Annotated in this window: 27 protein-coding genes and 1 pseudogene; 16 read left to right on the plus strand and 12 right to left on the minus strand. The window is 73.3% G+C overall.

The window, feature by feature from the left end:
- Nucleotides 1-198: 198 nt before the first annotated feature.
- On the minus strand, nt 199-1,128 hold the full coding sequence (locus AB0B02_RS21075; RefSeq protein WP_357302664.1) for a lysophospholipid acyltransferase family protein: 930 nt from the start codon (nt 1,126-1,128) through the stop codon (nt 199-201).
- Nucleotides 1,125-1,904: a GNAT family N-acyltransferase gene (locus AB0B02_RS21080; RefSeq protein ID WP_357302667.1), complete on the minus strand. Its 780-nt coding sequence runs from the start codon at nt 1,902-1,904 to the stop codon at nt 1,125-1,127. Before AB0B02_RS21080 ends, AB0B02_RS21075 begins: the two co-directional genes overlap by 4 nt.
- Nucleotides 1,905-2,064: 160 nt before the next feature.
- Between AB0B02_RS21080 and AB0B02_RS21085 the strand changes: the two genes are divergently transcribed.
- The 6 genes from AB0B02_RS21085 (at nt 2,065) to AB0B02_RS21110 (ending at nt 9,615) form a co-directional block, all read left to right on the plus strand.
- Nucleotides 2,065-2,721 carry a hypothetical protein gene (locus AB0B02_RS21085; RefSeq protein WP_357302837.1) on the plus strand — a complete coding sequence of 219 codons (657 nt, stop codon included), beginning with the start codon at nt 2,065-2,067 and terminating at the stop codon, nt 2,719-2,721.
- 139 nt (nt 2,722-2,860) lie between these two features.
- Nucleotides 2,861-3,799 (plus strand): ABC transporter ATP-binding protein, encoded by a 939-nt coding sequence (locus AB0B02_RS21090; RefSeq protein ID WP_281937717.1) that lies wholly within the window; start codon nt 2,861-2,863, stop codon nt 3,797-3,799.
- Nucleotides 3,796-4,620 (plus strand): ABC transporter permease, encoded by an 825-nt coding sequence (locus AB0B02_RS21095; RefSeq protein ID WP_281937719.1) that lies wholly within the window; start codon nt 3,796-3,798, stop codon nt 4,618-4,620. Before AB0B02_RS21090 ends, AB0B02_RS21095 begins: the two co-directional genes overlap by 4 nt.
- Before the next feature lie 257 nt (nt 4,621-4,877).
- Nucleotides 4,878-8,624, plus strand: a complete 3,747-nt coding sequence (locus tag AB0B02_RS21100) for a multifunctional oxoglutarate decarboxylase/oxoglutarate dehydrogenase thiamine pyrophosphate-binding subunit/dihydrolipoyllysine-residue succinyltransferase subunit (protein ID WP_281937721.1) — start codon at nt 4,878-4,880, stop codon at nt 8,622-8,624.
- A 65-nt stretch (nt 8,625-8,689) separates the two neighbouring features.
- Nucleotides 8,690-8,869 carry a DUF6104 family protein gene (locus tag AB0B02_RS21105; protein WP_089009804.1) on the plus strand — a complete coding sequence of 60 codons (180 nt, stop codon included), beginning with the start codon at nt 8,690-8,692 and terminating at the stop codon, nt 8,867-8,869.
- A 47-nt stretch (nt 8,870-8,916) separates the two neighbouring features.
- A complete protein-coding gene (locus AB0B02_RS21110) occupies nt 8,917-9,615 on the plus strand; it encodes a DUF998 domain-containing protein (protein WP_357302672.1) in 699 nt (232 codons plus the stop codon).
- A 7-nt stretch (nt 9,616-9,622) separates the two neighbouring features.
- On the opposite strand, the pseudogene AB0B02_RS21115 reads toward AB0B02_RS21110, so the two are convergent.
- Nucleotides 9,623-9,802, minus strand: a pseudogene (locus AB0B02_RS21115) (hypothetical protein); the annotation flags it as partial.
- Nucleotides 9,803-9,918: 116 nt separating this feature from the next.
- On the opposite strand from AB0B02_RS21115, the gene pta reads away from it, so the two are divergent.
- Both pta and AB0B02_RS21125 read left to right on the plus strand, forming a co-directional pair.
- Nucleotides 9,919-11,988 carry a phosphate acetyltransferase gene (pta, locus tag AB0B02_RS21120; protein WP_357302675.1) on the plus strand — a complete coding sequence of 690 codons (2,070 nt, stop codon included), beginning with the start codon at nt 9,919-9,921 and terminating at the stop codon, nt 11,986-11,988.
- Nucleotides 11,985-13,097, plus strand: a complete 1,113-nt coding sequence (locus AB0B02_RS21125) for an acetate kinase (RefSeq protein WP_357302678.1) — start codon at nt 11,985-11,987, stop codon at nt 13,095-13,097. Before pta ends, AB0B02_RS21125 begins: the two co-directional genes overlap by 4 nt.
- Nucleotides 13,098-13,296: 199 nt before the next feature.
- On the opposite strand, the gene AB0B02_RS21130 is transcribed toward AB0B02_RS21125, so the two are convergent.
- The gene (locus AB0B02_RS21130; RefSeq protein ID WP_357302680.1) at nt 13,297-13,470 is read right to left on the minus strand and encodes a hypothetical protein; all 174 of its coding nucleotides are present in this window, start codon (nt 13,468-13,470) and stop codon (nt 13,297-13,299) included.
- A gap of 181 nt (nt 13,471-13,651) precedes the next feature.
- Here AB0B02_RS21130 and AB0B02_RS21135 point away from each other — a divergent pair, with 181 nt between their 5' ends.
- The 3 genes from AB0B02_RS21135 to AB0B02_RS21145 all read left to right on the plus strand — a co-directional run bounded on the left by AB0B02_RS21135 (nt 13,652) and on the right by AB0B02_RS21145 (nt 16,509).
- Complete coding sequence (locus AB0B02_RS21135) at nt 13,652-14,749, plus strand: alpha/beta hydrolase (protein WP_357302683.1); 1,098 nt, start codon at nt 13,652-13,654, stop codon at nt 14,747-14,749.
- 138 nt (nt 14,750-14,887) lie between these two features.
- A complete protein-coding gene (locus AB0B02_RS21140) occupies nt 14,888-15,421 on the plus strand; it encodes an aminoglycoside adenylyltransferase (RefSeq protein ID WP_281937735.1) in 534 nt (177 codons plus the stop codon).
- 122 nt (nt 15,422-15,543) lie between these two features.
- Nucleotides 15,544-16,509, plus strand: coding sequence for a chlorophyllase (locus AB0B02_RS21145; RefSeq protein WP_281937737.1), 966 nt, complete (start codon nt 15,544-15,546; stop codon nt 16,507-16,509).
- A 59-nt stretch (nt 16,510-16,568) separates the two neighbouring features.
- Here the strand turns inward: AB0B02_RS21145 and AB0B02_RS21150 are convergent, their stop codons facing one another.
- From AB0B02_RS21150 to AB0B02_RS21160, 3 genes are all read right to left on the minus strand, one after another.
- Nucleotides 16,569-17,531 carry a zinc-binding dehydrogenase gene (locus tag AB0B02_RS21150; protein ID WP_281937739.1) on the minus strand — a complete coding sequence of 321 codons (963 nt, stop codon included), beginning with the start codon at nt 17,529-17,531 and terminating at the stop codon, nt 16,569-16,571.
- 76 nt (nt 17,532-17,607) lie between these two features.
- Nucleotides 17,608-18,783, minus strand: a complete 1,176-nt coding sequence (locus tag AB0B02_RS21155) for an NADP-dependent malic enzyme (protein WP_281937742.1) — start codon at nt 18,781-18,783, stop codon at nt 17,608-17,610.
- A gap of 151 nt (nt 18,784-18,934) precedes the next feature.
- Nucleotides 18,935-19,270 (minus strand): S24 family peptidase, encoded by a 336-nt coding sequence (locus AB0B02_RS21160; RefSeq protein WP_107160970.1) that lies wholly within the window; start codon nt 19,268-19,270, stop codon nt 18,935-18,937.
- A 53-nt stretch (nt 19,271-19,323) separates the two neighbouring features.
- Here AB0B02_RS21160 and sodN point away from each other — a divergent pair, with 53 nt between their 5' ends.
- From sodN to AB0B02_RS21175, 3 genes are read left to right on the plus strand one after another with little or no spacing between them, the layout of a single operon-like run.
- Nucleotides 19,324-19,728 (plus strand): superoxide dismutase, Ni, encoded by a 405-nt coding sequence (gene sodN / locus AB0B02_RS21165; RefSeq protein WP_107160972.1) that lies wholly within the window; start codon nt 19,324-19,326, stop codon nt 19,726-19,728.
- On the plus strand, nt 19,725-20,285 hold the full coding sequence (locus AB0B02_RS21170; RefSeq protein ID WP_357302690.1) for a GNAT family N-acetyltransferase: 561 nt from the start codon (nt 19,725-19,727) through the stop codon (nt 20,283-20,285). The genes sodN and AB0B02_RS21170 overlap by 4 nt, the downstream gene beginning before the upstream one ends.
- Nucleotides 20,282-20,689: an ATP-binding protein gene (locus AB0B02_RS21175; RefSeq protein ID WP_107160976.1), complete on the plus strand. Its 408-nt coding sequence runs from the start codon at nt 20,282-20,284 to the stop codon at nt 20,687-20,689. Before AB0B02_RS21170 ends, AB0B02_RS21175 begins: the two co-directional genes overlap by 4 nt.
- Here AB0B02_RS21175 and AB0B02_RS21180 read toward each other — a convergent pair.
- Nucleotides 20,683-21,090 (minus strand): hypothetical protein, encoded by a 408-nt coding sequence (locus AB0B02_RS21180; RefSeq protein WP_281937748.1) that lies wholly within the window; start codon nt 21,088-21,090, stop codon nt 20,683-20,685. The genes AB0B02_RS21175 and AB0B02_RS21180 overlap by 7 nt on opposite strands.
- A 43-nt stretch (nt 21,091-21,133) precedes the next feature.
- Here AB0B02_RS21180 and AB0B02_RS21185 point away from each other — a divergent pair, with 43 nt between their 5' ends.
- A complete protein-coding gene (locus AB0B02_RS21185) occupies nt 21,134-22,084 on the plus strand; it encodes a diacylglycerol kinase family protein (protein ID WP_281937750.1) in 951 nt (316 codons plus the stop codon).
- Nucleotides 22,085-22,526: 442 nt separating this feature from the next.
- Nucleotides 22,527-22,784, plus strand: a complete 258-nt coding sequence (locus AB0B02_RS21190) for a WhiB family transcriptional regulator (protein ID WP_013288358.1) — start codon at nt 22,527-22,529, stop codon at nt 22,782-22,784.
- Nucleotides 22,785-22,906: 122 nt separating this feature from the next.
- Here AB0B02_RS21190 and AB0B02_RS21195 read toward each other — a convergent pair whose 3' ends face one another.
- Genes AB0B02_RS21195 through AB0B02_RS21210 form a run of 4 tightly spaced genes read right to left on the minus strand, consistent with a single transcriptional unit; the run spans nt 22,907 to nt 26,245 of the window.
- Nucleotides 22,907-23,644: a CbiX/SirB N-terminal domain-containing protein gene (locus tag AB0B02_RS21195; protein WP_281937752.1), complete on the minus strand. Its 738-nt coding sequence runs from the start codon at nt 23,642-23,644 to the stop codon at nt 22,907-22,909.
- Complete coding sequence (locus AB0B02_RS21200; RefSeq protein ID WP_281937753.1) at nt 23,626-24,384, minus strand: phosphoadenylyl-sulfate reductase; 759 nt, start codon at nt 24,382-24,384, stop codon at nt 23,626-23,628. The genes AB0B02_RS21195 and AB0B02_RS21200 overlap by 19 nt, the downstream gene beginning before the upstream one ends.
- Nucleotides 24,381-24,539: an IS1 family transposase gene (locus AB0B02_RS21205; protein WP_174530537.1), complete on the minus strand. Its 159-nt coding sequence runs from the start codon at nt 24,537-24,539 to the stop codon at nt 24,381-24,383. Before AB0B02_RS21205 ends, AB0B02_RS21200 begins: the two co-directional genes overlap by 4 nt.
- Nucleotides 24,536-26,245 carry a nitrite/sulfite reductase gene (locus AB0B02_RS21210; RefSeq protein WP_357302698.1) on the minus strand — a complete coding sequence of 570 codons (1,710 nt, stop codon included), beginning with the start codon at nt 26,243-26,245 and terminating at the stop codon, nt 24,536-24,538. Before AB0B02_RS21210 ends, AB0B02_RS21205 begins: the two co-directional genes overlap by 4 nt.
- Nucleotides 26,246-26,688: the final 443 nt, after the last annotated feature.

The raw sequence follows: 26,688 nt of genomic DNA on the forward strand, positions 1-26,688 counted from the left end.
GGAGGAGCATAACGCGATACATCGCGACTCATCAAGACCTGCATCGCGACCGTATCGCGTCTACCCCGAAATCTTGGCACGCGAGATCTTGGTACGAAACGGCCCCCGGAGGGGCCGATGCGGTCCAAGATTCACTCCCGTCCCAGCCTACGGAAGATCCATCTTTGCTGGTGGGAGCGCTGGGCGAAGGACGAACTGTCAGGCCACCAGATCGACGACCGCCTCGCCGGGCACCGGCCTCGCGGGAAGCGGGCGGCTCGCGGGAAACGGGCGGCTCGCGGAGAGCGGGCGGGAGACCGGTGTCCGGATGGGCGGGGCCGGATGGATGGCGACCTCGGCGGCGCGGGCCAGCAGCCGCCGGTCCGCCCCGTCGGCCGGGTGCAGCGCGGCGGCCACGGTCACCGACACGGTCAGGTCCCGGGCCGCCAGCACCCGCCGCAGCGACGCCCAGAGCGTCTCCGCGCCGAGGAAGGCGGGCAGCGTGCTCGCGTCACCGGCGTGCCGGTAGCCGATGCCCAGCGGCACCACCGGCGCCCCGGCGACCACCGCAGCCTCGAACATCGCCGGCCGGAAGCCGCGCGTCGGGCGGCAGCCGGACGGCGCGCCGCACCAGGTGGTGCCCTCCGGGAACACCGCCACCGGATGCCCGGCGCGCAGCGCGTCGGCCACCCGGGCGACGGTGACCGGCAACGCGCGCGGCCGGGACCGGTCCACGAAGATCGTGCCGGCCGCCGCGGCCAACGCGCCCAGCACCGGCCAGCGGCGCACCTCCCGCTTGGCCAGCATCCGGGCCGGCGACACCGCGAGCACGGCGAGGATGTCCAGCCAGGAGACGTGGTTGGCGACCAGCAGGGCACGGCGGCGCGGCGGCCGGCCCCGGACCACCAGCCGCACGCCGAGGGCGCGCAACGTCGTACGGGCCCAGGCGCGCAGCGCGGCCCGCCGGTCGGCCGCCGGCAGCAGCGGCAGCACCGCGGCGAGGCCGGCCCCGACCACGAGCATGACGAGTACGCCGAGCAGCCGGCCGACCCGGCGGAGCGCGGAGACGTCCGGGGCGGCAGCGTGGGGCAGGCACCGCGGCCCGCAGCCGGACGCGGGGCGCCACAGATCGTCGCCGAGCGGTGTCACGACGCCACCTCGCCGAGGAAGTGCCGCAGGTGCCGCGGGTTCATCCGGTCCAGCGAGAAGAGCACGTAGAAGTCGGCGCAGCCGAAGTCCGGGTCGTACGCCGGCTCGCCGCCGATCCAGGCACCGAGCCGCAGGTAGCCGCGGAGCAGCGGCGGGACCAGCGCCCGGCGCTCGGCCGGGGTGAGCGCCGCCGGCGCGGGTGCTGCCGGCGCCTCGGCGAACCAGGGCCGGCGCGGGGTCACCCGTAGCGGCGGCGGGGCGAGGTGCCGCTCGGTGACCTGCGCCCACACCTCGGCGGCGGCGGTCCCGCCGTCGGCGACCGGCACCGAGGCGCAGCCGCCCAGCCAGCGGGAGCCGCGCAGGTGCAGGTAGCGGCAGATGCCGGCCCACATCAGGTTGATCACGGCGCCGGTGCGGTGGTCGGGATGCACGCAGGAGCGGCCCGCCTCGACCAGGTCGTCGCGCAGCGGGGCCAGTGGGGTCAGGTCGAACTCGCCGTCGGCGTACCGGCGGTCGGTGCGGCCGGGCGGCAGCAGGCGGTAGGTGCCGACCACCTCGCCGGTGTCCTCGCGCAGCACCACCAGGTGGTCGCAGTGGGCGTCGAACCCGTCGGTGTCGAGCCCGGCCGCGTCGGGCGGCAGGGTGGCGCCGAGTTCGCCGGCGAACACCTCGTGGCGCAGCCGTTGCGCGGCCGCGACCAGGGTCGGGTCGTCGGCGATCAGCAGGGTGTAACCGCTGGTCGTGATGGGTGCGCCAGCGGCGTGCAGAACAGCCATGGGTCCTGTGTAGGGGCTACGGGTTGCCGGGCCCGGGGTGAGGGGTGTCGATCCGGTGAACGCCGGTCGGCGGCGGCGTGCGGACCCGGGCCGGCGGGTGTGCGAGGCTGCCGGGCGAACACCGGCGACGACGCCGGCGGACCATCATCCGGAGGTGCACGTGCTGGTCGAGGCCCGTTTCCACGGCCCGGACGGTTCCGGCAACGGCGGCTGGAGCGCCGGGATCTTCGCCGCGCTGGTCGACGACCGGGGCCCGGTGCAGGTCACCCTGCGCCGGCCGCCGCCGCTGGACACGCCGCTGACCGCCGCCGACGGTGGTATCCACGATCCGGCGGGCCGGCTGGTCGCCGAGGTACGCCGGGTCGAGCCGGTGGACGCGGTGGTGCCGCCGGTGGACCCGGCCACGGCCGAGGCCGCCGCGCTGGCGTACCCCGGTCTGGTGGACCACCCGTTTCCGCGCTGCTACGTCTGCGGCCCGGACCACCCGGACGGCCTGCGGATCTTTCCCGGCCGGCTGCCGGACGGGCGGACCGCCGCGCCGTTCCGCGCACCGGCCGACGTGGTGCCCGCGACGGTCTGGGCGGCGCTGGACTGCCCGGGCGGCTGGGCGGTGCTCTCCGCCGGCCGCCCGTACGTGCTGGGCCGGATCGCCGCGCAGATCACGGCGCTGCCCCGGCCCGGCGACGCGTGCGTGGTGACCGGGCTCGCGGTCGGCGGCGAGGGGCGGAAGGCCGAGGTGCACACCAGCCTGTACGGTCCGGACGGTGCGCTGCTCGGCCGGGCGCGCGCCACCTGGATCGCGCTCCCGGCCGGCTGATCTCCTCCCTGAGGAGGACGGCGCGTACACATCCCGCCTGATTGACCCGGTTGCACCGGGTTGGAAGGCTGAGCGGGGCGCCTCCGCAACGGCGTCCCACCGGCGTGCGTCCAGCGCGCCGGGGCAGGAGAGGAGAATGATGTCCGACGGGCAGCCACGCCCCAGTGCCGCGACCGGCCAGATCATCGTGTCCGGCTTGACCAAGCAATACAAGAACGTCCGCGCGGTCGACAACCTGTCGTTCACGGTCGAGCCGGGTCGGGTCACCGGCTTCCTCGGCCCGAACGGCGCCGGTAAGACGACCACGCTGCGCATGTTGCTCAACCTGGTCACGCCGACCGCCGGCACGGCCACCATCGGCGGCCACCGGTACGCCGACCTGACCGACCCGCTGCGGACGGTCGGCGCGGTGCTGGAGGCGTCCAGCGCGCACAAGGGCCGCACCGGCATCAACCACCTGCGGGTGATCTGCGCGGCGGCCGGCCTGCCGAAGTCGCGGGCGGACGAGGCGTTGGCCCTGGTCGGGCTCTCTCCGGCGGCGAAGCGCAAGTTCAAGGGCTACTCGCTGGGCATGAAGCAGCGGCTCGGGATCGCCGCCGCGATGCTCGGCAACCCGCAGGTGCTGATCCTGGACGAGCCGGCCAACGGCCTGGACCCGGAGGGCATCCGCTGGATGCGGGGCTTCCTCAAGGGCCTGGCCGCCGAGGGCCGGACGGTGCTGGTCTCCAGCCACCTGCTCTCCGAGATGCAGCTCCTCGCCGACGACGTGGTGATCATCGCGGCCGGCAAGCTGGTCCGGCAGGGGCCGGTCGAGCAGGTGATGGGCTCGATGACGCACGGCGCCCGGATCCGGGTGCGCACCCCGCAGGCGGACGAGCTGGCCGCCGCGCTGCGCGAGCAGTCCGCCACCGTCGACGCCGACCCGAACGGCGCGCTGCTGGTCAGCGGCGTGGACGCGCCGACCGTGGGCCGGATCGCGCTGGCCGCGAAGGTGGAGCTGCACGAGCTGACCACCGAACGTCCCGACCTCGAAGGGGTCTTCCTGGAGCTGACGGCCGGAAAGGCGGAGATCCGATGACGCTGGTCCGATCCGAACTGCTCAAGATCCGTACCACCAGCACCTGGTGGGTCTTCGGGCTGATCAGCCTGCCCTTGTGGGCGCTGGCACTGGGCTTCAACTGGTTGCAGACCGACGCCCTGACCAGTGGGAACGTGGGCGACGTGTCGGGCGAGCAGGCCGACCAGATCCAGGCGGTCTCCAGCGCCGACAGCATCGCCGCCAACCTCTACACCAACGGCCAGTTCTTCGGCCTGCTCATCGTGATGCTGCTCGGCATCGTGGTGGTGACAAGCGAGTTCTTCCACCAGACGGTGACCACCACGTTCCTCACCGCCCCGCACCGCACCGCGGTGATGCTGGCCAAGCTCGCCGCCGCCGGCGTGCTGGCGCTCTGCTTCTGGATCGTCACCACGGTGCTCAACCTGATCTTCGCACCGTTGATCCTGAACGCGGTGGACGTCGGCTCGCAGCTCGACAGCGGGGCGGTCTGGCGCGCGGTCGCGCTCAACGGGCTGGCCTACCTGCTCTGGTCCGTGCTCGGCGTCGGCCTCGGCGTGCTGATCCGCAGCCAGATCGGCGCCACCGTGACCGGCATCCTGCTCTACCTGGGCGGCACCATCGGCGCGGCCATCGCGATCGGCCTGCTGGCGGAGCGGTTCGGCGACTGGATCAACGAGCTCCAGTTGCTGGTGCCGTCGCTGGCCTCCGGCCTGATGGTGAGCGGCGCCGAGATCCCCGGCAACCCGCCGCGCTGGGCCGGCGCGGCGGTGCTGATCGGGTACGCGGTGGTGACCGGCGTGATCGGTGTGCTGACCATCCGGCGACGCGACATCTCCTGATCCGTCGTTCGGATTCGGCCCCGGTCGGTGACCCGTGTCACCGACCGGGGCCGTCGTCGGCTAGCAGGAGTCGGGACGACACGCAGCGTTTGCCGAACTTCTGGCATCTTCTGTGAAACGGGCCACCAGCCGGAGGCGAGAATGCCGGTGGCAATCGCACGGCGTAGCCTGGGATCCGTCCCCTGTGCGCCGGAGTGCCGGGCACGGGGCCCCACCGCGTGACATTCACAACCGCGTGAAAGAGGCGATTAGCGGCCGTGTCGACCCAGCAGACATCGCAGGAGAACCCACTGGCGGGTTTCGGCCCGAACGAGTGGATCGTCGAGGAGATGTACCAGCGCTACCTCGCCGACCCGTCGAGCGTCGACTCGGCCTGGCACGACTTCTTCGCCGACTACCGGCCGGCGCCGGGCGCGGCGACCCCGCGCCCGGACGGCCAGGCCAAGCCCGCGGCCAAGCCGGCCGCCCGGCCGGAGCCCGCCGAGCAGCAGGAGGCCGTCGCCACGGTCACCGAGCAGCCGGCCCCCGCCAGGGCCGAGCCCGCGCCGGCGAAGCCCGCCGCGAAGCCGGCGACGAAGGCGCCCGAGCCGGCCCCGGCGAAGAAAGCCGCCCCGGCCAAGCCGGCCGCCGCCAAGGCGCCGGCCGCGAGCGCCGCCGGCACCACCCCGCTGCGGGGCGTCGCCGCCAAGATCGTCCAGAACATGGACGCGTCGCTCGCCGTCCCGACCGCCACCAGCGTGCGCGCGGTCCCGGCGAAGCTGCTCGTCGACAACCGCATCGTGATCAACAACCACCTGGCCCGTGGCCGCGGTGGCAAGGTCAGCTTCACCCACCTGATCGGGTACGCGATGGTCCGGGCGCTGATCGAGCACCCGGAGATGAACAACTCCTTCGCCGAGGTCGACGGCAAGCCGGCGATGCTCCGGCCGGAGCACGTCAACCTGGGCATCGCCATCGACCTGGCCAAGCCGGACGGCTCCCGCAACCTGGTCGTGCCGTCCATCAAGGCCTGCGAGCAGATGGACTTCCGGCAGTTCTGGCAGGCGTACGAGGACGTGGTCCGGCGCGCCCGCCGCAACGAGCTGACCATGGAGGACTACTCCGGCACCACCATCTCGCTGACCAACCCGGGCGGCATCGGCACGGTGCACTCGATCCCGCGTCTGATGCAGGGGCAGAGCGCCATCATCGGCGTCGGCGCGATGGAGTACCCGGCCCCCTACCAGGGCATGAGCGAGGCCACCCTGGCCGACCTCGCGGTCAGCAAGGTCATCACGCTGACCAGCACGTACGACCACCGGATCATCCAGGGCGCGCAGTCCGGCGAGTTCCTGAAGGTGATGCACGAGCTGCTGCTCGGCGAGCACGGCTTCTACGACGAGATCTTCACCTCGCTGCGCATCCCGTACGAGCCGGTGCGCTGGATGCGCGACGTGGCCGTCGACAGCGAAGGCCAGATCAACAAGACCGCGCGGGTGCACGAGCTGATCCACGCGTACCGGGTGCGCGGTCACCTGATGGCCGACACCGACCCGCTCGAGTTCAAGATCCGCAAGCACCCGGACCTGGACGTGCTCCAGCACGGGCTCACGCTGTGGGACCTGGACCGCGTCTTCCCGGTCAACGGTTTCGCCGGCAAGCAGCGGATGAAGCTGCGTTCGATCCTCGGCGTGCTGCGGGACTCCTACTGCCGCCGGGTCGGCATCGAGTACATGCACATCCAGGACCCGGAGGAGCGGCGCTGGATCCAGGAGCGGGTCGAGCGCAAGTACGAGAAGCCCAGCTCCGACGAGCAGAAGCACGTGCTCAACCGGCTCAACGCGGCCGAGGCGTTCGAGACGTTCCTCCAGACCAAGTACGTCGGCCAGAAGCGCTTCTCGCTGGAGGGCGGCGAGTCGCTGATCCCGCTGCTCGGTGAGGTGCTGGAGTCCTCCGCCGAGGCCGGGCTGGACGAGGTCGTCATCGGCATGGCCCACCGCGGCCGGCTCAACGTGCTGGCCAACATCGTCGGCAAGCCGTACGAGAAGATCTTCTCCGAGTTCGAGGGGCACCTCGACCCGCGGTCCACGCAGGGCTCCGGCGACGTGAAGTACCACCTCGGCCAGAACGGCAAGTTCACCACCCCGGACGGCGACCACGCGGTCAAGGTGTCGGTGGTGGCGAACCCGTCGCACCTGGAGGCCGTCGACCCGGTGCTGGAGGGCATCGTCCGGGCCAAGCAGGACCGGATCGACCTCAAGCTGGAGGGGTACACCGTGCTGCCGCTGGCGGTGCACGGTGACGCCGCCTTCGCCGGCCAGGGCGTGGTCGCCGAGACGCTCAACCTGTCCCAGCTGCGCGGCTACCGCACCGGCGGCACCGTGCACGTGGTGGTCAACAACCAGGTCGGCTTCACCACCGCCCCGGAGTACAGCCGGTCCAGCCTCTACAGCACCGACGTGGCCCGGATGATCCAGGCGCCGATCTTCCACGTCAACGGCGACGACCCCGAGGCCGTGGTCCGGGTCGCCCGGCTGGCCTTCGAGTACCGGCAGGCGTTCAACAAGGACGTCGTGATCGACCTGGTCTGCTACCGCCGGCGCGGGCACAACGAGGGCGACGACCCGTCGATGTCCAACCCGCAGATGTACAAGATCATTGACTCGAAGCGGTCGGTCCGCAAGCTCTACACCGAGGAGCTGATCGGGCGCGGTGACATCACCGTGGAGGACGCCGAGGAGCTGCTGCGGGACTACCAGGCACAGCTCGAACGCGTCTTCAAGGCCACCCGGGACGCGGCCACCACGCCGCGCCAGCTCAGCCGCCCGAAGCGGGAGGAGGAGCCGGAGCCGCAGGTCGACACCGCGACCGACGCCTCCGTGGTCAAGGCGATCGGCGAGGCGCACGTCAACCTGCCGGAGGGCTTCACCCCGCACAAGCGCATCCAGCAGCTCCTGGAGCGGCGCCGGAAGATGTCCGTCGAGGGCAACATCGACTGGGGCTTCGGCGAGATCATCGCGTTCGGCGCGCTGCTGCACGACGGCGTCACCGTCCGGCTCGCCGGGCAGGACTCGCGCCGCGGCACGTTCGTCCAGCGGCACGCCTCGATCGTCGACGCCCGCACCGGCGACGACTACCTGCCGCTGAAGACGTTCACCGCCGACGGCGAGCGGTCCCGCTTCTTCGTGCACGACTCGCTGCTCTCCGAGTACGCCGCCATGGGCTTCGAGTACGGCTACTCGGTGGAGAACGTCAACGCGCTGGTGGCCTGGGAGGCCCAGTTCGGTGACTTCGTCAACGGCGCCCAGTCGGTGATCGACGAGTTCATCTCCTCCGGCGAGGTGAAGTGGGGCCAGCGCTCCGCGGTCACCCTGCTGCTGCCGCACGGCCACGAGGGCCAGGGGCCGGACCACACCTCCGGCCGCCCGGAGCGCTTCCTCCAGCTCTGCGCCGAGGACAACATGCGGGTGGCCATCCCGACCACCCCGGCGAGCTACTTCCACCTGCTGCGCCGGCAGGCGCTGTCGCCCAAGCGCAAGCCGCTTGTGGTGTTCACGCCGAAGTCCCTGCTGCGGCACAAGCTGTGCGTGTCGCCGGTGGAGGACTTCACCACGGGCACGTTCCAGCCCGTGCTGGCCGACACCGCCGCCCCGGCGCCGGAGCAGGTCAAGCGCGTGCTGCTCTGCTCGGGCAAGGTCTACTACGACCTGTTCCAGGCCCGGCAGGAGCGCGGCGTCACCGACACCGTGATCCTCCGGATGGAGCAGCTCTACCCGCTGCCGGTCGACGAGGTCCGGACCGCGCTGGCGCAGTACCCGAACGCCGAGGACTTCGCCTGGGTCCAGGAGGAGCCGGCCAACCAGGGCGCCTGGTCGTTCGTGGCGCTCAACCTGCTGGAGCACCTGCCCGAGGTCCGGCTGCGCCGCATCTCCCGGCCGTCCGCCGCCGCTCCGGCGGTCGGCTCGGCGAAGATGCACGAGGTCGAGCAGAACGCGCTGATCGAGGCGGCCCTGCCCCGCCCGTGACACCCCGACGCAGCGGCCCGTCCCTCCACCGGGGCGGGCCGCTGCCGTACGACGAGAGGACGACCGTGTACTTCACCGACCGTGGCATCGAGGAGCTGGTCGAGCGCCGGGGCGACGAGCAGGTCAGCCTGGAGTGGCTGGGCGAGCGCCTGCGCGACTTCGTGGACCTGAACCCGGAGTTCGAGACGCCGATCGAGCGGTTCGCCACCTGGCTGGCCCGCCTGGACGACGAGGATGACGAGTGACGGTTCGCGTTTGACTAGTTCCGCTGCGTGACGTCCACTGTTGAGGTATGGACCCCGGGAACCGCAAGCCACCGCAGGACGCGGTGACCGTACGCCACCTGCGCCTCGGCATCGGATCGGTGGGCCTCGCGCTGCCGGTCGTGCTGGTGGTCGGCCACGTCGCCGCCACCCGACGCCTCACCCTGCTGGACTCGCTCAGCGGGTACTACCACTCCGAGATGCGGGACGTCTTCGTCGGCGCGATGTGCGCCGTCGGCGTCTTCCTGATCAGCTACCGGTACCGCCGGCCGGAGGACCTGCTGGGCACCTGCGCCGGCGTACTGGCGATCGTGGTGGCGCTCTTCCCCACCGCGACGGGCGTGCCGGCCGCCACGGTCGACGGCGTCGACCGGACGGCCGGCGTGGTGCACCAGGTCGCCGCCGCCGGCCTCTTCGTCCTGCTCGCGGTCTTCTGCCTGGTCCTCTTCGTCCGCCCGGACCGGGCCGGGGTGCCGCCCCGGCGCGCGGCGCAGGTCTTCTACCGGGCCTGCGGCGGGCTCATCCTGCTCGCCGTCGCGCTCGCGCTGGCCAGCACGCGGCTCCCGGCCGACGTCCGGCACACGCTCAAGCCGGTGCTGTGGTGCGAGACGCTCGCCGTCTTCGCCTTCGGCGCGGCCTGGGTGGCGAAGAGCGACGCGCTGCTGCGCGCCGCCGAGCCGGTCGGCGGGCCCGACGTCCCCGAGCCCCGGACGACCACGCCGGCGTGACCGACGGTCAGGCGGCGGCCCGCCGCGCGGTCGCGTCGAGATTTCCGGTACGCCGCAGCTTCTGCCAGCCCAGCCGGCCACCGGTCAACGCGGTGACCACCGACTGGATCAGCACCAGGTACATCAACTGCCGGTAGACGAACTGCTGCAACGGCAGCACCCACCCCACGCGATCTTGCAGTTGCTGCCCCGGCAACTGCCGCTTTCCGGTCGCACGAGGGGCCGCAACCGCAAGATCGGCGGGAGGAGGAGGCGGGGACAAGGACCCGGGCGGAGGGCTGGGCGATCTTGTAGCGTGAGGTCGTGGCGCGCAGCGTGTACCTGACCGGCGTGGGGTCCGGCGGAGGAAAGTCGACGGTGGCGCTCGGCCTGGCCGAGCTGCTGTCCCGGCAGGTCGAGCGGATCGGCGCGTTCCGGCCGCTGGTCGCCGGCGGTGACACCCCGGACCCGATCCTGGCCCTGCTCACCGAGCGCTACCGGGTGGAACTGCCGGTCGCCGAGCTGCACGGCGCGACGTACGCCGAAGCCACCGCGCTGGTCACGAACGGCCGGCGGGAGGAGCTGATCTCGGCGATCGTGGCCCGCTACCGCGAGGTGGAGCGGCGCTGCCCCGCCGTCGTGGTGGTCGGCAGCGACTTCGCCGACGGGGACGGCGCCGGCCCCCGCGAGCTGGCCTTCAACGCCCGCCTGGCGATCGAGTTCGGCAGCGTCGTGGTGCCCGTGGTGGACGGGTTCGACCAGCCGCCCGAGGCCATCGCGGCGGCGATGCGCGGCGCGTACCACGATCTGGCCGACCTCGGCGCGACAGTGGTGGCGGTGGTCGCCAACCGGGTGCCCGGCCCGATGACGCTGCCCGAGCTGCCGGTCCCCGCGTACGCGATCCCGGAGGTGCCGACCGTCTCCGCCCCGACGGTGGCCGAGGTGGCGACCGCGCTCGACGCCACCCGGCTCGCCGGCGACCGGGCCGCGCTGGACCGCGACGTGCTCGACTACGTGGTCGGCGCGGCGCACGTGCCGACGCTGCTGGACCACCTCACCGACGGCGCGCTGGTGATCACCCCGGGCGACCGGGCCGACCTGCTGGTCGCCGCCGGCGCCGCCCACGTGGCCGGGCAGGTGTCGCTGGCCGGGCTGGTGCTCACGCTCGGCGAGCAGCCCGACCCGCGCGCCATGCGGCTGGTCGAGCGGATGAACACCGGGCTGGCGGTGCTGTCGGTGACCAGCGACAGCTACGACACCGTCGAGGCGTCCAGCCGGATCGAGGGCCGCCCCAGCACCGCCAACCCGCGCAAGGTCGAGGCGGCCCTGGGCGCGTTCGAGCGCTGCGTGGACACCGACGACCTGGCCGCCCGGCTCCGGGTCACCCGCTCCGCGCGGGTCACCCCGCTGATGTTCGAGAACGACCTCATCGACCGGGCGCGGGCCCGACGCCGCCGGCTGGTGCTGCCCGAGGGCGCCGAGGAGCGCATCCTGCGCGCGGCGGAGGTGCTGCTGCGCCGCGGCGTCGCCGAGCTGACGCTGCTCGGGCGGCCGGACGAGATCGCCCGGCGGACCCGCGAGCTGGGCGTCGACGTCGGCGACGCGCAGCTCGTCGACCCGACGACCAGCGAGTGGCGCGACGAGTTCGCCGCCGCGTACGCGAAGCTGCGCGCCCACCGGGGCATGACGCCGGAGCTGGCGCACGACATCGTGGCGCAGCCCAACTACTTCGGCACCATGATGGTGCAGGCCGGCCGCGCCGACGGGATGGTCTCCGGCGCCACCCACACCACGGCCGCCACCATCCGGCCGGCCTTCGAGATCATCCGGACCGTGCCCGGCGTCTCGGTCGCGTCCAGCGTCTTCTTCATGCTGCTCGCCGACCGGGTGCTGGTCTACGGCGACTGCGCGGTCAACCCCGACCCGGACGCCGCCCAGCTCGCCGACATCGCCATCTCCTCGGCCGACACCGCGGCCCGGTTCGGCATCGAGCCGCGGGTGGCGATGCTGTCGTACTCCACCGGCAGCTCCGGCGCGGGCGCGGACGTGGAGAAGGTCGCGGCGGCCACCGAGCTGGTCCGGAAACGCCGGCCGGAACTGCTGGTCGAGGGGCCGATCCAGTACGACGCGGCGATCGACCCGCAGGTGGCCGCCACCAAGCTGCCGGACAGCCCGGTGGCGGGCCGGGCCACCGTGTTCATCTTCCCGGACCTGAACACCGGCAACAACACGTACAAGGCGGTGCAGCGCTCGGCCGGCGCGGTGGCGGTCGGCCCGGTCATGCAGGGCCTGCGCCGACCGGTCAACGACCTGTCCCGGGGCGCGACCGTGCCGGACATCGTCAACACGGTGGCGATCACCGCCATCCAGGCCGCCACGGAGGCGTCGGAATGAGCCGCATCCTGGTCCTCAACAGCGGATCCTCATCGGTCAAGTACCGGCTGTACGACGGCGACGAGGTGCTCGACAAGGGCACCGTGGAGCGGGTCGGCGAGCCGGGCGGCGGGCCGGCCGACCACGAGAGCGCAGTCCGGGAGATCATCGAGCGGCTCGACCTCGACGGGCTGGCCGGCGTCGGGCACCGGGTGGTGCACGGCGGACGGCGGTTCAGCGCCCCGGTGCTGATCGACGACGCGGTCGTCGCCGGGATCGAGGACCTCGTCCCGCTGGCCCCGCTGCACAACCCGGCCAACCTGGCCGGCATCCGGGTCGCCCGGGAGGCGCTGCCGGACACCCCGCAGGTGGCCGTCTTCGACACCGCGTTCCACCACACGCTCCCCGAGGCCGCCGCCACGTACGCGATCGACCGGGCCACCGCCGAGCGGTACGACATCCGCCGTTACGGTTTCCACGGCACCTCGCACGCGTACGTGTCGCGGCGGGCCGCCGAACTGCTCGACCGGCCGTACGCCGAGCTGAACACCATCACGCTGCACCTGGGCAACGGGGCGAGCGCGTGCGCGGTGCGGGGCGGTCGCAGCGTGGCCACCTCGATGGGCATGTCCCCGCTGGAGGGCCTGGTGATGGGCACCCGCAGCGGCGACCTCGACCCGACAGTCATCTTCCACCTGCGCCGCGAGGCGGGGATGGGCGTGGACGAGATCGACGACCTCCTCAACCACCGCAGCGGCCTGCTCGGGCTGACCGGTGTCAACGACATGCGGGAGGTGCTGGCCCGCCGGGACGCCGACGACCCGGCCGCGGCGCTGGCGTTCGACGTCTACTGCCGGCGGATCACCGGCTACGTGGGCGCGTACTACGCGCTGCTCGGACGCGTCGACGCGATCGCGTTCACCGCCGGGGTCGGCGAGCACGCCGCCCCGGTGCGGGCCGCGTCGCTGGCCGGCCTGGAGCGGCTCGGCATCGCCGTCGACCCGGCCCGCAACGACGACACCGGTGACCGGCTGATCTCGCCGACCGGTGCCGAGGTCGCGGTGCTCGTGGTCGGCACCGACGAGGAGCGGGAGATCGCCCGGGAGACCCGCGAGGTGCTCGCCGCCTGATCGCGGTCGACGCCACCGCGCCACCGCGTCGTCGAGGTCCGTCGTCCCGGCGCGTCCGTCGCCACGCCGACATCCCGGCGCGGACGGCGCCACGCCGACATCCCGGCGCGGACAGCGCCACGCCGACATCCCGGCGCGGACAGCGCCACGGCGTGCCGGCGTGGACCAGCGCCACGGCTCACCGGCCGTGGGGGCCGGGTCAGCCCAGGGCGACCCAGGCGACCAGGGCGACGACCACCACGGCGGCGACGGCGAGACCGGCGATCAACGGCAACCGGGACGGCGCGGGCGCCGCCGCGGCCGGCTCGGGCGTGTCCACGAAAGCGCGGAACTGCGCGGTGTTGCCGCTGGGGTCGGTGTAGTTCTCAGCCATGCGGGTGACCCTAGCGAAGCCCACCGCCCACCCGTGCCCCGCCGGGCCGGACTCGGCCTGCCCGGGCGGCCGGGGCGGGCAAAGCCCGGCCGGGTGGTGGAGGCGCGGCCCGGCCGGGTGGCGGGGGCAGCCGCCCGGACGGCGGGCGCGGTCGGCCCGCTCGGCTGCCTACCGTGCAGGCATGACGGGGCGGCGGCTGGTGGCCGTGTTGACGACGGCGCTGCTGGCCGGCTGCGGGTCGGCGGTCGCCACCACCGGTCCGGTCCCGGCCGGCGTCCGGACCGCGCCGGAGCACCCGTACGCGGTGGGGATGCGGCAGTTCACCATCGACCCGGACGGCCCTCGTCCCCTGCCGGTCACCGTCTGGTACCCGGTGGACCCGGCCGCCTTCCCCGAGCCGGTCACCGTCCTCCCCGCCACGCCGCACCCCGCCGACACCCAGGGGCCGCGATCCCCCGGACCGCACTCCCCCGGACCGCACTCCCCCGACCCTTCCGGAGCACGCTCCCCCGACCCCTCCGGACGGGACCGGGGAGCCGTTCCACCGAGCCCCGGCACGGAGGCCGGGCCGATGGTCCGGACGCGGGCGCCGGTGGCCGCCGGGCGGTTCCCGGTGGTCGTCTTCAGCCACGGACTGCGCAGCCTGCCCGCGCTGCACGCGCGGCTGACCACCCGCTGGGCCGCCGCCGGTTTCGTGGTGGCGGCACCCACCTACCCCCGTACCAACCTGCGCGCCCGCGCCTTCACCCGCGACGACGTGCGCAACCAGCCGGCCGACGCCCGGCGACTGGTCCGTCACCTGGTCCGCCTGGGCGCCCGCCCCGGCGACGCGCTCGGCGCGCACCTGGCCGTGGACCGGTTCGCCGCCGCCGGGCACTCGGCCGGTGGCCACACCACGCTCGGCATGTTCGTCGCCGGGCGACGGTCCCCGCTGCGGGCCGGGATCGTGATCGCCGGTGGCCGGCCGGTCGCCGGCATCGCGCGTCCGTCGACGCCGATGCTGTTCGTGCACGGCGCCGCCGACCGGATCGTGCCGGAGTCGATCGGCCGGGCCGCGTACGCCCGCTGCCTCGGGCCGGCCGCCTTCCTCAGCCTGCCCGGTCAGGGCCACGGCGAGTACCTGAACCCGGGCCGCCCCGGCTTCACCGAGGTGCTCGCGACCACCACGGACTTCCTCCGCTGGACGCTCTACGCCGACCGGACGGCGCTGCGCCGCCTCCCCACCGACGCCACCACCCCCGGCGTCACCACGTTCACCACCCGCGCCCTCCCCACCTGACCCTTCCCTCCCGACCACCCCCTCGTTGCGCAAGGAGTTGGCGTCGCCCGGGCCGGCGATCGCGGACGCCAACTCCTTGATCATCGGGGCCGGGCGGTCGGGACGGTGGGAAGGGGCGGAGCAGGGTAGCTTCGGCTGATGGACGGGCTGGTGGAGCGGCAACTGGGCGCGATCCGCGAGGTGGTCGAGCTGGCCGGCGCGGACGGCATCGAGGTGTGGCTGCGCGGCGGCTGGGCGATGGACTTCCACCTCGGCGCCGTGAGCCGACCGCACGTCGACGTCGACTGGTACTGCTGGCGGCGCGACGCCGAGCGGTTGGCCGTCCGGCTCGGCGGGCAGGGCTGGCGAGCCGACCCGCGGATGCCGGCCGCGCAGCAGCTCGACCTGCTCCGGGGCGACGTCGAGTTGAGCTTCGCCTACCTGGAACGGGACTCCGCGGGCCGGGTGGTGGTCGGCGCCGGGCCGTGGGCGGGCACGCCCCTGCCGGCGGGGATGCTCGACGCGCCGGCCGGCCGGATCGGGTCGCTCACCGCACCGGTGATCAGCGTCACCGCGCAGATCGAGTTCAAGGAGATGTTCCCGGTCTGGATGCCGGAGCGGCCCCGCCGCGCGAAGGACGCCGCCGACCTGGCCCGCCTCCGGGCCTCGGTCGGCGACCGTCAGGCGGGCTGACCCGGCCGCCGCTCACCGCCCGCCCAAGGTGTTGAGCGGGGGCCCCTCCTCTACCGCAGGCGTTAACAGGGGGCCCCGCCTTACGGCCCGGCCGTCGGTGGACGCGAGGCACAATCGGGAGCATGCGCTGTCGTCCCGTCGCTATGGCCACCGCCGTCGCCCTGCTCGGCGCCGGTCTGGCCGGCTGCTCGGAGCCGACCGCCCCGACCGGGCGGCCCGCCCCCGACACGTCCCCGAACAGTGCCACCCCGACCCCCCGCGTACCCGCCGGCAAGGCGCCCGCGACGAGCTTCGCGGTCGGCGTACGCCACCTGAAGCTGAACCGCGATGGTGATCGACCGTTGCCGGTATCGCTCTGGTATCCGGCGGCGGGCCCGGCCGGCGGCGCGGCGAAGCGGTCCGTCCCGGCGGCGGCCGGGCGGTTCCCGGTGGTGGTGTTCAGCCACGGGCTGGGCGCCCGGCCCGAGGACTACCAGGTGTTGCTGACGCGCTGGGCGGCGGCCGGGTTCGTGGTGGCCGCGCCGCGCTTCCCGCACACCGGCCGGGGCGGCGACGGCAACCCGCTCGACGTGCTCAACCAACCGGCCGACGTGTCGTACGTGCTGACCCGGGTGCTCGCGCTCGACGCGACGGCGGGCGATCCGCTGCGCGGCCGGCTGGACCCGGACCGGGTGGCCGCGACCGGGCACAGCGCCGGCGGGGTGACCACCATCGGGCTGTTCACCACCGGCCGGGACGAGCGGCTGGACGCGGGCATCGTCTTCGCCGGCACGGCGCTCGGCGTGGGCACCGCGTTCGCCGGCGCCGCCGCCCCGCAGTTGTTCGTGCACGGCGAGGCGGACGAGGTGGTGTCGTACGCGGCGGGCAAGGCGGTCTTCGACGCGGTGCCGTGGCCGAAGGCGATGCTCAGCCTGCCGAAGGGTGACCACGGCCGGGCGCTGCTCGGGGACGGGAAGGCGCTGCGGGTGGTCGCCGACACCACGGTCGAGTTCCTGCGCTGGACGCTCTACGGCGACCCCACCGCAAAAACCCGCCTCCCCGCCGACGCCACCCGAGCCAACCTCGCCACCCTCGACAACCGGCTGTAAGGAAGGGCCCCTTCTTAACGCCTCCGGCAGAGAAGGGGCCCCTTCTCATCAGGCCGGCCTCACGCCGTGTGGTCGACGACCACCTTGCCGAAGACCTCGCCGGAGTGCAGCCGGGCGAACGCGTCGGAGATGTCACTGAACGGCACCACCCGGTCCACCACCGGCCGGACCGCGTGCTCGGCGCAGAACGCGAGCAGCTCGGTCAGCTCGTCCGGGGTGCCCATGGACGTGCCGAGGATCTCCAACTGCATGGCGAAGACGCGACGCAGGTTGACAGTGGGCTCGTGCCCGGCGGTCGCGCCGGAGACCACGATCCGGGCCATCGGCGCGGCCGACTTCAGCGAGTGGTCGAACGTGGCCGCGCCGACCGTCTCGATCACCACGTCGACCCGCTCCGGCAGGCGCGCGCCGGGCTCCAGCGCGGTGGCGCCCAGCTCGGTGATCCGCTCCCGCTTGGCGGCGTCGCGGCTGGTCGCGTACACCCGCTTGCCGAGTGCGACGGCGAGCGCGACCGCCGCGGTGGCCACGCCCCCGCCGGCGCCCTGGACCAGCACCGACTCGCCGTCGGCGACGCGGCCCTTGGTGGTGAGCATCCGCCACGCGGTGAGCCAGGCCGTGGGCAGGCACGCCGCGTCGGTCGCCGCCAGGCCGTCGGGCAGCGGCAGCAGGTTCATCCGGGGTACGGCGACCAGCTCGGCGAACGTGCCGGGGAAGTGCTCGGAGAGGATGGAGACGCCGCGCGGGTCGCCCGGGGTGGGCACCACCGGGTAGATGACCACCTCGTTGCCGTCCGGGTCGGTGCCGACCGCGTCGCAGCCGAGGATCATCGGGAGCTGGTCCGCGGTCAGGCCCACGCCACGCAGCGACCAGAGGTCGTGGTGGTTGAGCGAGCTGGCCCGCACCCGCACGGTGACCCAGTCGTCCTGCGGGTGGACCGGCTCGGGACGGTCGCCGACGGCGAGCGCGGCGAGCGGGTTGTCGGCGTCGAAGGCCGAGGCATAGGCGGCACGCATGATCGGCACGGTAACAAGCTGAGCGGGCGTTAAGAAGGGGCCCTTCCTATGCGAAATGCGATAAGAAGGGGCCCCTCCTTACACCTCAGCGGCGGGCGACGCCGTCGCGGCGCGCGGCTTCGGCGACCGCGTCGGCGACCGCCGGGGCGACGCGCGGGTCCAGCGGGGACGGCACGATCGCGTCCGCGGTCAGCGACCCGGCCACCACGCCCGCGATGGCGTCGGCGGCGGCCACCTTCATCCCGTCGGTGACCCGGGTGGCCCCGGCGTCCAGCGCGCCCCGGAACACGCCCGGGAAGGCGAGCACATTGTTGATCTGGTTGGGATAGTCGCTGCGCCCGGTGGCGACCACCGCGACGTGCCGGGCGGCCACCTCGGGGTGCACCTCCGGCGTGGGGTTGGCCAGCGCGAAGACGATGCCGCCGGGGGCCATGCCGGCCACCGCCGCCTCCGGGATCTGCCCGCCGGAGACGCCTACCAGCACGTCCGCGCCGCGCAGCGCCTCGGTGACGTCGCCCTGGCGGCCCTCGGCGTTGGTCAGCTCGGCCAGCTCGGCCTTGGTGCCGGTCAGCTCGCGGTGCCGGCCGATGATGCCGCGCGAGTCGCAGACCACCACCCGGGCCGGGTCGACGCCGCCGGCGATCAGCATCTTCGTCACCGCCACGCCGGCCGCGCCGGCGCCGCTGACCGCGACCCGCAGGTCACCGAGCTTGCGGTTGAGCAGCGTCGCCGCGTTGCGCAGCGCGGCCAGCACCACGATCGCGGTGCCGTGCTGGTCGTCGTGGAAGACCGGGATGTCGAGCGCCTCGTCCAGCCGGCGCTCCACCTCGAAGCAGCGCGGCGCGCTGATGTCCTCCAGGTTGATGCCGCCGAACGAGGGCGCGAGCGCCTTGACCGTCGCCACGATCTCGTCCACGTCCTGGGTGTCCAGGCAGACCGGCACCGCGTCCACGCCGCCGAACTGCTTGAACAGCACCGCCTTGCCCTCCATCACGGGCAGCGCGGCGCGTGGGCCGATGTTGCCCAGGCCGAGGACGGCGGAACCGTCGGTGACCACGGCGACGGTGTGCGACACCCAGGTGTAGGTGTCGGCGAGCGCGGGGTCGGCGGCGATCGCCTCGCAGACCCGGGCGACCCCCGGGGTGTACGCGAGGGAGAGGTCCTCCCGGCTGGTCAGCGGCACGGTGGAGGCGACGGCCATCTTGCCGCCGAGGTGGAGCCGGAAGACGGGATCAGCGGGGTCCGGGGTGGACGCAGACATGGTGACTCCAGGATCTGTCGAGCAGACGGACCGGCCGGCGCGGTCAGCGGTGGTCAGCGACCGGCGGGGCGGCGGTGCGGGGGTCACCCGGGCACGTTCCGAGCATAACCACGCACCGGCTCCCAGGATGTGAGCGGGGTCATATCCATGGCTACCCCTGCCGGCCCCTGATCCGTCCCGGACGCGGCCACCACCGCGCCACCACCCGACCCTGGACGTCGGCCACCCCGTACGCCCGGGAGTCGTCGGTGACCAGGTCGTTGTCGCCGCGCAGCCACCAGCCACCGTCCCGTGGCTCGACCGCGCGCTTCACCACCAGCAGGTCCGGTCGGCTGCGGAAGACCGCGACCACCACGTCGCCGGCGCGGACCGGCCGGCCACCGGTGCGGACCAGCACCGCGTCGCCGTGACGCAGCGTCGGGGACATGGACGGGCCGGTGATCAGCACGGGCAGCACGGGTTTCACCTCCCGCCCGCTGGAAAGCATCTCCAGGAGTAATGTCGTCTTGGATCATCGCAAACATCCCATGGAGGACCCTGATGCGCCTTCCTCGCATCCTCACGCCCCGGGTGACCGCCAGTGCCCACTGTGACCTGCCCTGCGGCGTCTACGACCCGGCCCAGGCCCGGATCGAGGCCGAATCGGTCAAAATGATCTGCGAGAAGTACCAGGCGAACACCGACCCGGAGTTCCGGACGCGCGCCATCCTGATCAAGGAGCAGCGGGCCGACCTGGTCAAGCACCACCTGTGGGTGCTCTGGACCGACTACTTCAAGCCGGCGCACTTCGAGAAGTACCCGCACCTGCACCAGCTCTTCAACGAGGCCACCAAGCTGGCCGGTGCGGCCGGCGCCAAGGGCGGCACCGACCCGGCCAAGGCCGACGAGCTGCTCTCGAAGATCGACGAGATCTCCAAGATCTTCTGGGAGACCAAGCAGGCGTGACCTCGCCTGGCACGGCACCGACGATCCGGCCGGTACGTCCCGAGGACGTACCGGCCGTCGTCGCGATGGTGCACGAACTCGCCGCGTACGAGCGCGCCCCGGAGCAGTGCCACCTCACCGTCGAGCAGCTCGACGCGGCGCTCTTCCCGAGCGCTCCGGCGCTGTTCGGGCACGTCGCGGTGGACGCGGCGGACGCACCGGTGGGCTTCGCGCTCTGGTTCCTCAACTTCTCCACCTGGGCCGGTGTGCACGGCATCTACCTGGAGGACCTCTACGTCCGCCCGGACGCCCGGGGCACCGGCGCCGGGCGGCAACTGCTGGCCACGCTGGCGGCGATCTGTGTGGAGCGCGGCTACCAGCGACTCGACTGGTGGATGATCAACTGGAATCCGGCGGCCCGCTTCTACGCGTCCATCGGGGCCACCCCGATGGACGAGTGGACGCCGTACCGGCTGGCCGGGGCCGCGTTGCGCGACCTCGCCGCGCGGGCGACGCCCGCGCCCACGCGCCCGGCCGCCCGACCGGGTAGAGTCCCGCACCGGGGGGATGAGGCGTGACTCAACTGACCGGGCAGCCGACGACGGACGACGACGTCGTGCACCTCACCGTGCCCGCCGACGGTGGTTACCTCGGCGTGCTCCGCACCGCCACGGCCGGGCTCGCGGCCCGGCTCCAGTTCGCCCTCGACGAGATCGAGGATCTGCGCATCGCGGTGGACGAGGCGTGCGCCATGCTGCTCGCGATCGCCACCCGCGACGCCGAGCTGGAGTGCCGCTTCGCGGTCACCGAGGACGCGCTCACCGTCGAGGTGACCGTGCCGACCGTGCGGGGCGCCACGCTGCCGTCCGAGTCGTCCTTCGCGTGGAAGGTGCTCACCGCGCTGACCACCGGGGCCGGCGCCAAGGCGGTCGACGGGCGCGCCACCATCTCGCTGCTGACCCGTCGCGCCGGCGGCTACTGAGCGTCCGGCCGCGCGCCGAAGCCGAGCGCCCGGTTGGTGGGACCGCTCACCAGCAGCGCGACCATGCCGATCCCGAGCGCCATCAGCGGCAGTCCGAGCCAGCCCAGCCCGCCGGAGATCATGTACCACCCGATCGGCAGCAGCATGAGCTGGAGCACGATGGCCGGTGCGCGGGCGCCGGACCGACGCCGGGACAACGCGCCGCCGAGCGCCCAGAGCACGACGGCCCCGGCCACCGCGAACGCCGTGATCAGCAGCGCGGAGGTGAGGTCCGTGGTGCGGGCGGTGAGGTCGGACCAGATCAGCCACACCGCGATCAGCCCGAGCGCCACCGCCTCGACGCGCAGCAGGAGCACCGCCGCGCGGAGCGGGCCGGGGACCGGGTCCGAGTCGATCGTCACGGCCGCCACGATACCGGTGGGTAGGCGCGGTAATGTGCCGCCCATGCGGGCCGTCCTGGTGGTCAATCCGAAGGCCACCACCACGAGTGAGCGCAGCCGGGACGTACTGGTCCGGGCGTTGCGTAGTGAAGTCGACCTGTCGGTGCGCTACACCCGCCGGCGGGGCCACGCCATGGATCTGGCCCGGGAGGCCGCCCAGGAGGGCGTCGACCTGGTGGTCACGCTCGGCGGTGACGGCACCGTCAACGAGGTGGTCAACGGGTTGATGGCGGCGGAGCCGCCGACGTTCCGCACCGGGCCGACCTCGGCCGAGCGGCTGCCGGCGCTGGCCACCGTGCCAGGTGGTTCGACGAACGTCTTCGCCCGCGCGCTCGGGCTGCCGCGGGAGTGGCCGGACGGCACCAGCATGATCCTGGAGGGGTTGCGCCTGGGCCGGTCCCGCACGATCGGGCTGGGCCGGGCGGACGACCGCTACTTCACGTTCTGCGCGGGCTTCGGGTTGGACGCGGCCGTCATCCGCCGGGTGGAGCAGGCCCGTAAACGGGGTCGGGTGTCCACTCCGGCGCTCTACTTCCGGTCCACGGCGAGCCAGTACTTCGTCGGCTCGGACCGCCGCCACCCGTCGATCACGTTGGAGCGTCCGGGTGAGGCGCCGGCGACGGAGCTGTCCACCGCCATCATCCAGAACACCGCGCCGTGGACGTACCTCGGCGACCGGGAGATCAACCCGAACCCGGAGGCGTCGTTCGACCTCGGGCTGGATGTGCTCGCGCTGCGACAGCTCAAGGTGGCCAGTACGGCACGGACAGTGACGCAGTTCTTCTCCCGGCAACCCGATCCGCACGGCAAGCAGGTGCTCCGCCTGCACGACCTGTCGGAGTTCACACTGCTCACGGCGCGTCCGCTGCCGTTCCAGCTGGACGGGGACTACCTCGGCGAGCGGGAAAAAGTCAGATTCACCTCCGTACCCGCCGCACTGAGAGTAATCTGCTAGGCCTCGGGTATCCCCGTCGGTTGACGCGGACCCCACCGCAAGGGTGAGGGCCGCCACGCCGAGGAAGGATGCCGGAAATGTCAGCAACGTCACGCAGACCGTACTATATTGATCCTCGACTGTGGCACGCCGGGTAACGAGAGCCCTCGCAAACCCGGACAAACGGGTGGTGAGGCCGCTCACTGTTCGGAGTTTTTCCGAGCGTCACCCTTGACATCGCTGTAGTTCGTGAAAGTATTCACAAGCGAACTCGTGTTACCGGGACATTGCCTGGATATGCTCGTCAGGTTGAGCTGTTCCAGCAGGTCCAGGGGCCCGCAGCCTGCTCACGCAGAGCCGAATTGGCGGATGCTGACCGTCACCGATCGGCAATGCGGATGCATATAGGAATAGCAACGAAGCGTTATCTGGCCACCCACTAAGAATGAGGAGTGTTGCCGCCATGGACTGGCGCCACGATTCGGTCTGCCGCGACGAGGACCCGGAGCTGTTCTTCCCGATCGGGACGTCCGGCCCGGCTCTCCTGCAGGTGGAGCAGGCCAAGGCCGTCTGCCGGCGCTGCCCCGTGACCGACCAGTGCCTGCAGTGGGCGCTGGAGTCCGGTCAGGACGCCGGAGTCTGGGGCGGGATGAGCGAGGAGGAGCGCCGCGCGGTCAAGCGCCGCGGCGGTCTCCGGGTGCTGCGCGCTCACTCCGCCTGACCCACTCACGCCGCACGCCCCGGCCGGGATCCCGGCCGGGGCGTTCTGCTGTCCGGAAGCCGGTCAGGCCGGGGCGGCTGCTCTCCGGGCTGCTCGACGAGTGCGCCGACGACGAGCGCCGGTCAGGCCGCCGCCGTCACCCGCCGCCACACCAGTTCGGCAAGCTCCGGGAGGTCGGCGAGCGGGTCGGCGACCGCCACCGCGCCGGCTGAGCGGGCCGCCGCGCGTACCCCGTCGTGGAACCGGCCCGGCGCCAGGAAGTAGGCGGCCACCGCGACCCGGCGGGCGCCCGCCGCGCGCAACCGCCGCACCGCGCCCCCCACCTCCGGAGGCGCCGCCGAGGCGTACGACACCCGGCAGGGCACGCCCAGCCCGGTGCCGAGCGCCGCGGCGACCCGGCCCACCGAGGCCCGAGCGGCGGGATCCCGGGTGCCGGCCGCGGCCAGCACCACCGCGTCCGCGTCCGCCCCGGCGGCCTCGCCCAGTCGGCGCCGCAGGCCGGCCAGCAGCCGACCGTCGACCACGCAGCCGGTCGGCCCCAGCACCTCGGTCACCCGCACGTCGAGGCCCGCGCCGGCCGCCGCGACCGCCGCCGGGATGTCCACCTTCCGGTGGTACGCGGCGGTCAGCAGCAACGGCACCAGGACCACCCGGGAGTGCCCGTCGGCGGCCAGTCGCCGCAGCACGTCGGCCGGCCCGGGATCGGTGTGGTCGAGCCAGGCCGGCAGCACCGGCCGGCCGGGACAGCCGACGCCCACCGCCCGGGCCAGCGCCCGCGTCGCCTCCGCCGCGCGCGGGTCACGGCTGCCGTGCGCCACCAGCACCACCGGTGACGCGTCGGTCAGGTGTGCAGGCCGCACTCGGTCTTCTCGAACATCGCCCAGCGCCCGGCCCGCGGGTCCTCCCCCGCCTTCAGGCGACGGGTGCACGGCCAGCAGCCGATCGAGCCGTAGCCCTTGGCGAACAGCTCGTTCACCGGGATGTCGTGGCGGGCCACGTACGCGTCCACCTCACGCTGCGTCCAGGCGGCGATCGGGTTCACCTTGACCTTGCCGCGACGCGGGTCGAACCCCACCACCGGCGTGTTCGCCCGGGTCGGCGACTCGTCCCGGCGCAGCCCGGCGGCCCAGGCGTCGTACCCGGCCAGCGCCCGTTCCAACGGCTCCACCTTGCGCAACTGGCAGCAGTCGTCCGGGGACCTGTTGAACAGGCGGGGCCCGTACTGGCCGTCCTGCTGGCCGACGGTCATCCGGGGGCGGATCGAGCGGACCCGCACCGGCATCCGCCGGGCCACCTCGTCACGCACCCGGAGCGTCTCCGGGAAGTGCAGCCCGGTGTCGAGGAACACCACGTCGACGCCGGGCGCGACCCGGGAGACCAGGTGCGCCAGCACCCCGTCGGCCATCGAGCTGGTCACGCAGAACCGCTCGCCGAACGTCTGCACCGCCCAACGGGCGATCTCCAGCGCGGGCGCGTCCGCCAACTCCCGCCCGGCCTCCTCGGCCAGCGCACGCAGCTCCGCCGGGTCCCGCCGGGCCGGGTCGGCCGGAGCGGCGCCGCCGACCAGACCCAGGCCGGCGGCGGAGACCAGGCCGGTCACCGGGCCACCGCCCGGCCCAACAGCCCGGTGAACTTCACCGAGAAGACCCGCGCGCAGGCGTGGCACTCCCAGGCACCGTGCCCGGCCTCGTGCGGTCGCAGGTCCTCCTCCCCGCAGTACGGGCAGTAGAGAGGCGCAGATCGAGCGTCACTCACCGAAGCTCCTCCTCGTCGACTCTGATGACCCAGTTGGCGAAGCTCTCGCCGTCGGTCCGGCCGGCCAGGTAGCGGCGGGCCAGCCGTTCCACGTACTCCGGAAGCTCGTCGGCCGTGGTCTTCAGGCCGCGCAGCTTGCGGCCGAAGCCGGCGGTCTGGCCCTGCGCCATGCCGAGGCCGCCGCCCAGGTGCACCTGGAAGCCCTCGACCTGCCGCCCGTCCGGACCGACCACGAGCTGGCCCTTGAGCCCGATGTCCGCGACCTGGGTGCGGGCGCAGGCGTTCGGGCAGCCGTTCAGGTGGATGGAGATGTCCGCGTCGAAGTCCCGCAGCCGCTCCTCCAGCCGGGCCACCAGCTCCTCACCGCGCCGCTTGGTCTCCACGATGGCCAACTTGCAGAACTCGATGCCGGTGCAGGCCATCGTGCCGCGCCGCCAGGCCGACGGCCGGGCCTCCAGACCGATCCCGCGCAGCGCCGTCACCAGCTCCTCGGTCCGCTCCGGCGCGACGTCCAGCACCAGCAGCTTCTGGTACGGGGTGAGCCGCACCCGGTCACTGCCGTGCGCCTCGACCACGTCGGCCAGCGCGGCGAGCTGGGTGCCGGACACCCGGCCCACCACCGGGGCCGCGCCGACGTAGTTCGCGCCGTCGCGCTGCGGGTGCACGCCGATGTGGTCGACCGGCTTCGCCGGCAGCTCCGCGGCCGGCCCGTCCAGCAGCGCCCGGCCCAGGTACTCCTTCTCCAGCACCTCGCGGAAGTGCTCCACGCCCCAGTCCGCGACCAGGAACTTCAGCCGGGCGCGGTTGCGCAGCCGGCGGTAGCCGTAGTCACGGAAGATGCCGACCACGCCGGCCCACACGTCCGGCACCTCGTCCAGCGGCACCCAGACGCCGAGCCGCTTGGCCAGCATCGGGTTGGTGGAGAGCCCGCCGCCGACCCAGACGTCGAAGCCGGGGCCGTGCTCCGGGTGCTCGACCCCGAGGAGCGCGATGTCGTTCGCCTCGTACGGCGTGTCGACCAGCCAGGAGATCGACGTCTTGAACTTGCGGGGCAGGTTGGAGAACTGCTTGTCGCCGACGTACCGGCGGACGATCTCGTCGATGGCCGGGGTCGGGTCGAGCACCTCGTCCCGGGCCACGCCGGCGACCGGGCTGCCGAGCACGATCCGGGGGCAGTCGCCGCACGCCTCGGTGGTCTGGAGGCCGACCGCCTCCAGCCGGCGCCAGATCTCCGGCATGTCCTCGACCCGGATCCAGTGGTACTGGATGTTCTGCCGGTCGGTGATGTCGGCGGTGTCCCGGGCGAACTCGCGGGAGATCTCCGCGACCACCCGGAGCTGGGCCAGGCTGAGCTGACCGCCGTCCACCCGCACCCGGAGCATGAAGAACTCGTCCTCCAGCTCGTGCGGCTCCAGCACGGCGGTGCGCCCGCCGTCGATGCCGGCCTTGCGCTGGGTGTAGAGCCCCCACCAGCGGAACCGGCCGCGCAGGTCCTGCGGGTCGATCGAGGCGAAGCCCCGGTGGGCGTAGATGTTCTCGATCCGGTCCCGCACGTTCAGCGGGTCGTCGTCCTTCTTGATCCGCTCGTTGGGGTTGAGCGGCTCACGGTGCCCGAGCGCCCACTGGCCCTCGCCGCGCGGCCGGCGGGGCGCCCGGGCGACGGGAGCCGAAGCGTCCGAGCGGGTGGGGGTGCTGCTGACCGCCATCGCGGCGTCCTCCGTTGTCTGCTGCGGTGCCTGGGAGCGCGGACGCGGCGGCCGGCCCTGGGAGGGCCGTGGACGGCGGTGTCGCTGACGGCCGGCGCGGAGCGCCCGAGACAAATGGGTCGGGCGTCGTCAGTGGGCCGGACAGATCGCGCTGCGCACGCGGCCGTAGTCAACGTGGCGACGGGCCACGAAGCGGCGGACGACAGCGGCGGTCATGCGCATCATGCTGCCACACCGCCGGACCACCGGCTAGCGGCCGACCCGCTGATCCCACATCACGGGCGTCCCATCTCAATCGACACCCGTCCACCTCTCACCCCCCGTGACCAGCATCACTCCCCCCAACCCGCACTTCTCCCCCACCCGACCCATCCCGCCCACCCCGCCCCACCGCCCCGGCCCTCGGTGGGTGGCCCGACCCGGGTGGAATCGGTGGAGCGGGG

The organism is Micromonospora sp. NPDC049240 (assembly GCF_040647835.1).
GTDB lineage: Bacteria > Actinomycetota > Actinomycetes > Mycobacteriales > Micromonosporaceae > Micromonospora.